Below are 9494 nucleotides of genomic sequence, written 5' to 3'. Positions count from 1 at the left end.
GATTTTTTCACAGGCTCATCCTGTCTGTATTTGACATGTTCAGCATGTGTTGTTATATATAAACCATGAGCTGAAAGTTCTCAAATTCGCTTTCAGCTTACCAAGTATCATAGAAGATCTATGTTTACAGAGATTTTTTCACAGGCTCTTTTCGTTTTTATACAACGTATTGTTTCTCTAAAAAAGAGTAACTTTAATAAACCTCTTTACAAAAAGAGGTTATGAGATTCGTTTTTAATAAGGTCAAATATCTTTATATACTTCCATTACCTTAGCGTAATAGGTTCTTAAAAACTTATTTACCCCTGCCATAATGGCTACTTTCTTTGCTTTTCCTTCTTCTTCTTTTTTCTCCATAAAGCAATAGATTGGATCTTCTGTTGTTTTATGCACTTTGATGCAACACATGATCTCAAAACATATCTTTCTTAATTCTGTAGATCCTCTTTTAGAGATATGGCGGTTTTTGCTTTCAAATTGTCCAGATTGGTATGGAGGGGCATCGTTTCCAGCGTAGGCATTTAACGCCTTCCCGCTTTTGAATTTTCGAACATCTCCAATCAATGCAATGAGTTGTGGGGCTAATTTATCACCGACTCCGTGCATTGCACGTACTGTTATATATTCTGGCAGCGTATTGGCTATGAAATTCATTTGTTCACAGAGCCTGTTTGCTGCTTTTTCTGCAAGAATTAATGAATTTAAACATTCTTCCAGCGCAATGGAAGTATAAGGATCATTTCCTCTGGTACATATGCTGTTTTGCGCCATTTCATAAATGAGTAACGCATAATTTTTTCTTTTTCTGCTGCCTATAGCCGTTGCTAGTTTGGAATATCTATTAAAAAATCGTTCCGGACTCATTTGTTTAATATATTCAAAACTTTTAAATGTTTTGACAACAGCGTACAATAGATTCTTTTCCGGATTCCGTACACTGGTTGCCAATACATCATATAGCCCGGGCATAGATTCTTCAAGGATATGACAAAGATTTACTTTTTCTTTTTGAATCGTATGGAGTCGTTGTGTATATTGCTGGTATAAGAATTTTAAATCTGCATACTTCGCTTCCCTCGCAGTATAAGCAGTCAGACAATGAGATTTTTCCAAGGCATAGAAGGCCAATCGGAGCGCATCTTGCTTATCCGTTTTCACTTTGCGAAGCGTATTGTCATTATATTTTTTGATGATATATGGATTAACGACAGAAACAAAGAAATGATTTTCTAGAAAGATTTTTAGAATCGGATAGTGATAATGTCCTGTTGCTTCCATAACGATTTTTACTTCGTCACACTGTTTTTTCAGTAACGCTATTAATGGCTGCAGCTGGCTGTACGTATGGCAATATTCCTTAGGAGATTGTATGATTTCACCTGTATCCGAGATAATAGCTACCGTACTTTTAGATTTTGATACATCGACACCGACAGCAATCATACGTTATTCCTTCCTTTCAAAATACATGGATTGGCACTAACTTGCTCATTATGGATTCATGTTCGTTCGTTACCCGGGATGTACTCCCAACTTGCTTAATCGAATGCATAATAATGAGAGTTAGATAACATGCTAGACCACGGGTGTAAAGACCCAAACCACTTGTCGTTATCCAATCACTCTCATCATATCAAAAAAATAAGTGCAGAGATATTTTTCTCTACACTTATATAGTACGAACCATTTGCATAGGTAGTAGGCCACTACACTAGCCGCGACGGCTTCCAAAAATCGTAAAGGCATTGAAACACTCCCCCTTTCCGTTGCCGGTATGGGGTAAGCAACGCCACTATTATACCATGACCGGCGCATAAAACATACCTGTCAAGATGACGGGCGAGCTCTTGCAGCGAAAGAGGGCTGCTCCTTTTCTGCCCTTTTTTTTGCAGGAACGACGCTGATATGGCGGCTATGCGGCGCGGTATCATATATTTCTGATGCATAGGATTCACTGGAATGACGACGGTGAGTCCTATTTTTTTTGCGGTATGTTTTGTATAGATTTATTTGCGGCAGGATGTATAAACGATGTCGAGTATAAAATGTTATAAGATATCTGTACGTCATATATAAATAGTAATTCAGAAAAGTAATTTAAAATATGATGAGTTCATAATGTTCACAATAAATTATTTAAGTGATATACTGGGTTTAAGAATAATTCAATCGTCGCTGCGGCGGGTTGGCAAGGGTTATTTGCTGCAGCCAGGGCAGCTTGCAGGGACTGCTGCTGGAGATGGGAGCGTGATGCGGGATTTTGCGTACGTAAGGTTTGTTCTGATAGACGAGACAGGAGGGACGCTTATGGATTTGAAATTAGCTTTAAAGATTGACGATTTGGATAACGTGGCGACTATTTTTGCCGAAGGTATTCAGAAGGGAATGGACGTCGAAGTGCGCGATAAAAAAGGGAACGCCGAAATTATACGGGTCAACGACGATATTCCCTATGGTCATAAGATTGCCTTGAAGGAGCTGCATCGGGGCGATTTCATCATGAAGTACGGCGAATGCATCGGGACGGCCAGCTGCGACATTGCAAAGGGCGATTACGTGCACGTCCACAACTTAGAAGCGCGCCGCGGCAGAGGAGATATTGCAGGGAGGTAATGAGTATGAGCAAGTATACATTTCAGGGCTATCGCCGCGCCGACGGCAAAGTAGGGGCGCGCAATCTGGTTGCCGTCATTCCCAGCGTCATCTGCGCCAACGACGTAGGACAGGCGATTTGCCGGCAGGTTCAGGGGACGATCGGGTATTTTCATCATCAGGGCTGCTGTCAGCTGCCCATCGACTTAAAGCGCGTAACTGACGTGTTGTCCAACTTGGGGCAAAGCCCGAACGTCGGCGCGGCCTTAATCGTCAGCCTCGGCTGCGAAGGGACGGATCACGAGCGGATGGTAGAAGAAATCCGGGCCTGCGGAAAGCCCGTCGACATCATCCGGATTCAGGAACTGGGCGGCACGTCGCGGGCCATTCAGGCCGGTATCGACGCGGCCCAGCGGATGGTCATGGAGATTTCCAGCTGCCAGCGGGAAGAAGTCGATGCCTCGGAAATCATGATGTCCATCAAGTGCGGCGCTTCCGACGCGACGTCGGGCCTGGCTTCCAACGCCGTCATCGGCTACGTGGCTGATAAGCTGGTCGACCTCGGCGGGACGGTCATCTTCGGCGAAACGACGGAATTCATCGGCGGCGAACATATCCTGGCAAACCGCGCCGTCGGCGGGCCCGACGGTCCCGTAGGGCAAAAGATTTTCGACATCGTAAACCGCATGGAAGAACGGGCTAAATCGGTAGGCGAAGACATGCGGGGCGGCCAGCCGACGCCGGGAAATATTGCCGGCGGCCTGTCCAGCATAGAAGAAAAGAGCCTGGGGGCTATCGTAAAATCGGGGCACCGTCCCATTCAGGGCGTGCTGGAGTACTGCGACCGCGCCGATGGCCTGAAGGGCCTGTGGATTAAAGACGCGCCGGGCCGGGAGCCGGAAATTCTGACCGGCATGGCCTGTACGGGCGCGCAGGTCATGATGTTTTCTACGGGCCGGGGCGCGCCGCAGGGCTTCCCGTCCATGCCGGTCATCAAGATCTGCGGCAATCCCAATACGTACGAACGGATGCAGCACGATATGGATTTGAATGCCGGACGCATCCTGCTGGGGCAGAGCCACATCGAAGAAATCGGCGAAGAAGCCTTCAAGCTGCTGCTGGAGGTACTGTCGGGCCGGATGACGAAAAATGAAGCTTTAGGGTACTTTGGTTCTATGGATATTTTCTGCGTAGGGCCGGTTATTTAGTATAGATATATCGTACTGCATGGAAAGAAAAATCCCTGACCTGTCTGCTGAATGCGGATGAGTCAGGGATTTTTTTACTGCGCCTTGCTGTCCGGCGCGAGGCTGTTGATCATGGCAATGTATTTTTCGTTCGAGACTAAAGGGGCTTCAAGCTGCCGAACTGTTTCAGCCGAAAGCTGCCCCGTTTTGCCGTATTCTATGCCGGCTTCGTGAAGGCGGGCGAATAATGCCTTTTTCAGCGGCTCAATTTCCGGAGCTGATGCGTCCAGCAGGGCCGTTTCACAGATGCAGGCCATGGCCGGATGCTTTAAGTATATCTGCATCAGCGTTTTTACGGCGGCAAAATTCTCGGGATAATAAGGGTATCCGCCGCCGACGATGACGACGTGCTTCTTCGCCGTCAGGTCGAAGGTGCGTTCGTGTTCTACATACGTCTTGCCTTGGGTCATGTTGATTTTCAAAAAGGCGATGGTTCTGTCCCATATGGCCTTTAAGGAGGCGGGGAGGCCGTGGCAGTGGAGAGGGAAGCTCCAGACGATGACGTCGCTTTCCTTCATGGCGGCCAATATATCGTTCATGTCGTCATCCTGGATGATGCACTGGCCGTCTTGGCGAAACCAGCACGACAGGTCGCCCTGGCAGTATTTGACGTGCTTGTCGTACGATGAAATGTATTGGATATGTCCCAGTTCTGTCTGGCACAGGCCGCTGAGAAAGGCCTTCGTCATATCCAAGGTCGTGCTGTGCGCCTTAGGGCTTCCGTTTAACACGAGGATGTTCATTGCTGCATTACTCCTTTCGCTAAATACTCCAGTACGCGCGATGCCGACGTTCTGAGGGTCTGTACCTGGTCTGGGGAAACGTGAAGATCTGTTTTGGGAATTACATATCGGCGCAGAACCGTATCTGACGCAGCGACGATGTTTTCCGGCTGCAGCAGCGGTTCGAGTTCCTGCAAGCCGGGAAATTCTTTGCCCTGGCTCCAGTCGTGGCGGTTATAAGGGAAGGCGTCCTGACAGGCGTCGCAGCCGCATAGCCAGGTCGTAAACTGGTCGGCTGTCAGGTGCGGCGGAACGGCGCCTTGCCCAAAGGTCGTCCAAAAGGACGTGCAGGACAGGGGATTCATCGTATACGGCGCGGACAAGGCCTTTGTCCGGCAGGCTCTTTGGCAGAGCGTACAGCTGTCGGCGCAGGGGCGCAGCCGGCATTCATGCGTGTACTCGCAGGGCTGGTCGATGAGATAGCCTTCCAGTTCGTAATAGGAGCCCTTTTCCCCGTAGAATAAATTGTTTTTTCTGAAAATTCCCAGGCCTGCAGCGACGGCTGCGTAGCGTAGCGGTATGATGCGGGCCGGAGCGTTCGTTTCTCCGCCTTCGAAGCGAAGGCCCTGCTCGGCCAGCCAAGCTTCAAAGCGCAGCTTCTGCCGGTGGGCTTCGCAGTCCGGCACCGTATCGGGAGACAGGAGGAAGGCCTTGCCGTACAGTCCCTGCAGCGAGAGGGGATAGCGGTACGCTCCTAACCACGTGATGCAGACGACGACCGATTTTGCCCACGGATATAGCTTCCTGACTGCCGCCAGATGTTCTATATCCTGGTAAACGGGCCGGCTTTGGGGAACGGCTTCTTCCCGTTTCTGCAGGCGCTTCTTATAGCCGTCCAGGGCCGATATGGGAATGATTCCGCAGTTATCAAATCCGCAGGACAGGGCTGTTTCGTAGATGGCTTGGGCAAGAGCAGAACGGCTCATAATATCACCTCTTATATAGAATGAATTTTGCGGTATTCCTGGTACGTGCCGATGAGCTGGGCTTCCAGATTGTTTATGTATATAGAATCTTTGCTGATGCGGTATCGCAGCAGTTCGCCCTCGTAGATGGAAAACAGGCGGTCTGCCAGAGTGGATGAATGGGATGAAGGGATTCCCGACTGCTCCAGCACGCGGCGAAACAAGGCGGCGACATTTTCTAAGGCAGCGGCGTAGCGCGGCGAGATGTCGGGTTCAGCGAAGGCGATTTCCATGCCGACGACGGCGAAGGGACAGCCGTAATGCCTTCCGTCGGCGGCGTCCTTCAGCATGCGGGAGGAAAACTGGCGGACAAATTCCTCCCACTGCGTATCCTGGGACAGTTCCTGAAGCCACTCGAAAATGACTTGCTGGTAATAGGAAATCACTGCGGCGGCAAGCTCTTTTTTCGTCTTGAAATAGAAATAAAAGGAACCCTTTGTCATCTCTGACTCTTGAAGAATTTTATTGATTCCCGTCGCGTTGTAGCCGTCATGCCAAAAGAGGCGGGCCGCGCATTCGATTAAATGGTGTTTAGACTGGTCGCCTTTTTTCATTCCTTCACCTTCCTTCGTAATGTATCTGACACCAGAATAGACCGATTGGTTTATTTTGTCAATGCTGACATACAAAGGGGCTGCATAATCTTTCTTTTGGATTATGCAGCCTCTTGCCTTTGGCAGCTATATATTGTTTTTACGAATTCTCTTCATAGGAACGGAAGGGCGCGTTTTTCGGCGGATATGTTTCCGGCTTGATATACAGCCCCATTTCCCGCTGCTCGTGGGACAATTCGATATATAAGGCGATCATCATCAAAATGACGATAAAGGAAAAGGGAAAGGCCGCGATGATCATGGCGTTTTGCAGTGCCGCCAGCCCGCCGATAGTCAGGAGCAGCCCGGCGATGAGGGACACCAAGAGGCCCCAGACGATTTTTACGCTGTCGTGCGGCACGAGGCTGCCTTTTTCCGACAGCATGGACAGCACAAAGGTGGCGGAATCAGCCGACGTGATGAAAAAGATAAACAGCAGCAATACGGTTATCACCGAGAGGGCCGTACTGGCCGGGTAGGCCTGGAGTATGCCGAATAATACTTGCTCTGACGGCATCTGGGCGATTTGCGGATAAACTGAGTAGGTTTCGCTGGCAAGGATTCCGAATACAGAAAACCAGAGAAAGCTGAATAGCGTCGGGATAAGCAGCACGCAGGTCAGGAATTCGCGGATTGTCCGGCCTTTCGAAATGCGGGCGATGAACATGCCGACAAAGGGCGACCACGAAAGCCACCAGGCCCAGTAGAAAATAGTCCACTGTTCAATCCATTCTTGCCGAACGGCATTGAAGGCGCCGGTGCGGAAGCTCATGCGGACAAAATTTTGCAGATACGAGCCTAACGTGTCTACTAAGGTGTTTAAAATCTGTACTGTCGGTCCTAAGAACAAGGCTGCGGCGACTAAAAAGACGGCCAGGGCGATATTGATGTTTGACAACATGCGTACGCCCTTGTCTACGCCGGAGACGGCAGAAAGGAGAAACAGTATCGTGGCGGCCGCGATGATACCGAGCTGCAGCTGCAGCGTGTTGGGAACCTGGACGAGATACTCTAGGCCGCTGCCGATTTGTGCTGCTCCAAAGCCTAATGTCGTGGCGACGCCTAAGGCTGTAGTGATAATACAGACGTAATCTACTAATTTGCCGGGAAATCGTTCCATCGTCCGGCCAAATAGTGGCTTTAAGGTCATCGACAGGAGGCTGGGTTCTTTTTTGCGGAATTTAAAATAGGCCAGCGCTAAAGCGACGACAGCATAAATCGCCCAGGCGTGAATGCCCCAGTGGAAGAAGGTGTAGCGCAGGGCATCGGCCAGCGCTTCCTGGCTTCCCGGTTCGGCCTGAGGCGTGGCAACGGCGAAATGAGACAAGGGCTCCGCCGCGCCGAAAAAGACGAGTCCAATGCCCATGCCGGCAGAAAAGAGCATGGCCAGCCAGGACAGCCGCGAATATTCCGGTTTAGAACCGGGGTTTCCTAAGCGGATGCGGCCCATAGGCGTAAGTATAAAAAATAGACAGAGTACTACGATGGCCGATACTAACAGCAAATAGTACCAGCCGAAATGACTGATGATCGAGTAGCTCAGGTGATTGGTCAGAGTTTGCAGCGGCCCGGGCAGGGCGGCAGATGCCAATGCCATCAGAACGACCGTACCGGCAGCCGATAAAAATACGCCTGTCGGGGTATAGCGGCGGCGTATGCTGGAATATGCTTGTTTTAGTTCTTTCATATAAAACCTCCTTTTGTGGATAAAAAAAGTATTATATATAAAGTATACTACAAAAGTAATAATAAAACAAAGGCAAGACGTTCATTTATGTATTACATATATGCAAATGCAGGGTAATTCGCATTGAAAACGGGCATATATCTACCTTAATTTTGATATTTTTTGTATAATAGTTAGTAATAAAACCGTGCTGGTTTCATATGAAATGCGTATAGACGAAGGGATGATGGACATGGGCGAATGGCGGGATGTGTTTGATATTAAACGGGACAGCGCGCCGGTGGAAGAGATTGCGGCGCGGATCGACGCCGATTCTACAGTGAAGGGGGCGAATCTGGTTATTTTAATCATGGCGATTTTTATCGCCTCCGTAGGCCTCAACATGAACAGCGTGGCCGTTATCATCGGGGCCATGCTCATTTCGCCGCTCATGGGCGGCATCGTGGCGACGGGGTATGGCATGGCGACGTACGACATGCATTTTATTAAAAAGTCGTTGGTAAAATTGAGCTTTCAGGTTGTCTTCGCCTTGCTCACCGCGGCCGTGTACTTTTCGCTGACGCCCATTACGACGCCGTCGCCGGAAATGCTGGCCCGCACGGCGCCGACGGCCTGGGACGTCATCATTGCCCTGTGCGGCGGGATTGCCGGGGCTATCGGCAATACGCGGCAGGAGAAGAGCAACATCATTCCCGGCGTGGCGATTGCGACGGCGCTCATGCCGCCGTTGTGTACGGCGGGCTACGGGATTGCCGCCCATTCTTTTCATTTCTTTGGCGGCGCGTTGTACCTCTTTTTTATTAACTGCTTTTTCATTACCTTTTCCAGTTTCCTCATTTTTAAAATCCTGCGGGTGCCCGTGTGCGGAGGCGTGTCGGAAGCGCATTTTCGCTATCAGCGGTGGTTTCTCATCATCTGCGGCTTGGTCGTGACGGTTCCCAGCCTGTACATGGCCTATGTCACGGCGAATGAAAATATCCGCGATTCACAGGTGAAATCGTTTATTTCACAGGACATGGATCTCGAGGCGTCGAGCGTCGTCGCTTATGAGTTGGATCACGGCGTGCTGACCGTCGACGTCATCGGCGCTCCTTTAGATGATCAGGAAATAGAGCGGCTGCAAGCGTCTCTGCATCAGTATGGACAACTGCGGCAGACGACGCTGAAGGTCGTGCAGGGGCCGGCGTCGCAGCTCAATCAGGAACAGGTGCAGGAAATCATCAACGCCCGCCTGGCCAATGAGCTAAAAAACGACAGCGGCAAATCCTATAAGGAGTTGGCTAATCAGTATTACGGCTCGTACAAGCGCGACGCGGCGGATCAAAATCTCCTGCGCAGCCTGAACCGGCAGGCCCCTGTTTTATTCCCTGCAGTACGGCAGATCAGCGGCGGCACGCTGAGCACCTTCAACGGAGAAGAAGAAACGGAAGGCCGTCAATGGCTGGCCTATATCGTTGTCAGCCGACAGCTCACGGCCGACGAAGCCGGGCGGCTGCAGCAGTGGATACAGACGCAGGCCGACATGCCGGTCGTCGTCAATATTCAATTACAGGATACGCCGAGCCAATTTTACGGCAACGGCATAGACTGGAATCCATCATAGGCATGACGAAAAAGCCCCGCCGTAT

The 9494-nt window shown here is 50.1% G+C and carries 8 protein-coding genes; 3 read left to right on the top strand and 5 right to left on the bottom strand.

The genetic code is table 11. The features are described 5' to 3' along the window. Positions 1 to 243: 243 nt before the first annotated feature. Positions 244 to 1443 carry an IS110 family transposase gene (locus CJ260_RS08650; RefSeq protein ID WP_095629912.1) on the bottom strand — a complete coding sequence of 400 codons (1200 nt, stop codon included), beginning with the start codon at positions 1441 to 1443 and terminating at the stop codon, positions 244 to 246. Positions 1444 to 2307: 864 nt separating this feature from the next. Between CJ260_RS08650 and CJ260_RS08645 the strand changes: the two genes are divergently transcribed. Next, positions 2308 to 2613, top strand: coding sequence for a UxaA family hydrolase (locus CJ260_RS08645; RefSeq protein WP_087478196.1), 306 nt, complete (start codon positions 2308 to 2310; stop codon positions 2611 to 2613). Positions 2614 to 2618: 5 nt separating this feature from the next. Continuing rightward, on the top strand, positions 2619 to 3800 hold the full coding sequence (locus CJ260_RS08640) for a UxaA family hydrolase (RefSeq protein WP_087478197.1): 1182 nt from the start codon (positions 2619 to 2621) through the stop codon (positions 3798 to 3800). Between the two features lie 74 nt (positions 3801 to 3874). On the opposite strand, the gene CJ260_RS08635 is transcribed toward CJ260_RS08640, so the two are convergent. From CJ260_RS08635 to CJ260_RS08620, 4 genes are all read right to left on the bottom strand, one after another. Further along, positions 3875 to 4582: a flavodoxin family protein gene (locus CJ260_RS08635; protein WP_095629911.1), complete on the bottom strand. Its 708-nt coding sequence runs from the start codon at positions 4580 to 4582 to the stop codon at positions 3875 to 3877. Continuing rightward, positions 4579 to 5547: an epoxyqueuosine reductase gene (locus tag CJ260_RS08630; RefSeq protein WP_095629910.1), complete on the bottom strand. Its 969-nt coding sequence runs from the start codon at positions 5545 to 5547 to the stop codon at positions 4579 to 4581. Before CJ260_RS08630 ends, CJ260_RS08635 begins: the two co-directional genes overlap by 4 nt. Before the next feature lie 11 nt (positions 5548 to 5558). Next, the gene (locus CJ260_RS08625) at positions 5559 to 6140 is read right to left on the bottom strand and encodes a TetR/AcrR family transcriptional regulator (protein ID WP_095629909.1); all 582 of its coding nucleotides are present in this window, start codon (positions 6138 to 6140) and stop codon (positions 5559 to 5561) included. Between the two features lie 139 nt (positions 6141 to 6279). Next, complete coding sequence (locus CJ260_RS08620; protein ID WP_095629908.1) at positions 6280 to 7866, bottom strand: BCCT family transporter; 1587 nt, start codon at positions 7864 to 7866, stop codon at positions 6280 to 6282. A 205-nt stretch (positions 7867 to 8071) separates the two neighbouring features. Here CJ260_RS08620 and CJ260_RS08615 point away from each other — a divergent pair, with 205 nt between their 5' ends. After that, a complete protein-coding gene (locus CJ260_RS08615; RefSeq protein ID WP_233127936.1) occupies positions 8072 to 9469 on the top strand; it encodes a DUF389 domain-containing protein in 1398 nt (465 codons plus the stop codon). Positions 9470 to 9494 lie beyond the last annotated feature (25 nt).

The organism is Megasphaera sp. ASD88, from assembly GCF_002287425.1.
Taxonomy (GTDB): Bacteria; Bacillota; Negativicutes; order Veillonellales; family Megasphaeraceae; genus Megasphaera; species Megasphaera stantonii.
This window is presented reverse-complemented; position numbering and strand designations above follow the sequence as displayed.

Bases quoted from the DNA above. Each gene is read 5' to 3' on its own strand.
- CJ260_RS08650 (WP_095629912.1), bottom strand. From the start codon at position 1,443: ATGATTGCTGTCGGTGTCGATGTATCAAAATCTAAAAGTACGGTAGCT.
- CJ260_RS08645 (WP_087478196.1), top strand. From the start codon at position 2,308: ATGGATTTGAAATTAGCTTTAAAGATTGACGATTTGGATAACGTGGCG.
- CJ260_RS08640 (WP_087478197.1), top strand. From the start codon at position 2,619: ATGAGCAAGTATACATTTCAGGGCTATCGCCGCGCCGACGGCAAAGTA.
- CJ260_RS08635 (WP_095629911.1), bottom strand. From the start codon at position 4,582: ATGAACATCCTCGTGTTAAACGGAAGCCCTAAGGCGCACAGCACGACC.
- CJ260_RS08630 (WP_095629910.1), bottom strand. From the start codon at position 5,547: ATGAGCCGTTCTGCTCTTGCCCAAGCCATCTACGAAACAGCCCTGTCC.
- CJ260_RS08625 (WP_095629909.1), bottom strand. From the start codon at position 6,140: ATGAAAAAAGGCGACCAGTCTAAACACCATTTAATCGAATGCGCGGCC.
- CJ260_RS08620 (WP_095629908.1), bottom strand. From the start codon at position 7,866: ATGAAAGAACTAAAACAAGCATATTCCAGCATACGCCGCCGCTATACC.
- CJ260_RS08615 (WP_233127936.1), top strand. From the start codon at position 8,072: ATGCGTATAGACGAAGGGATGATGGACATGGGCGAATGGCGGGATGTG.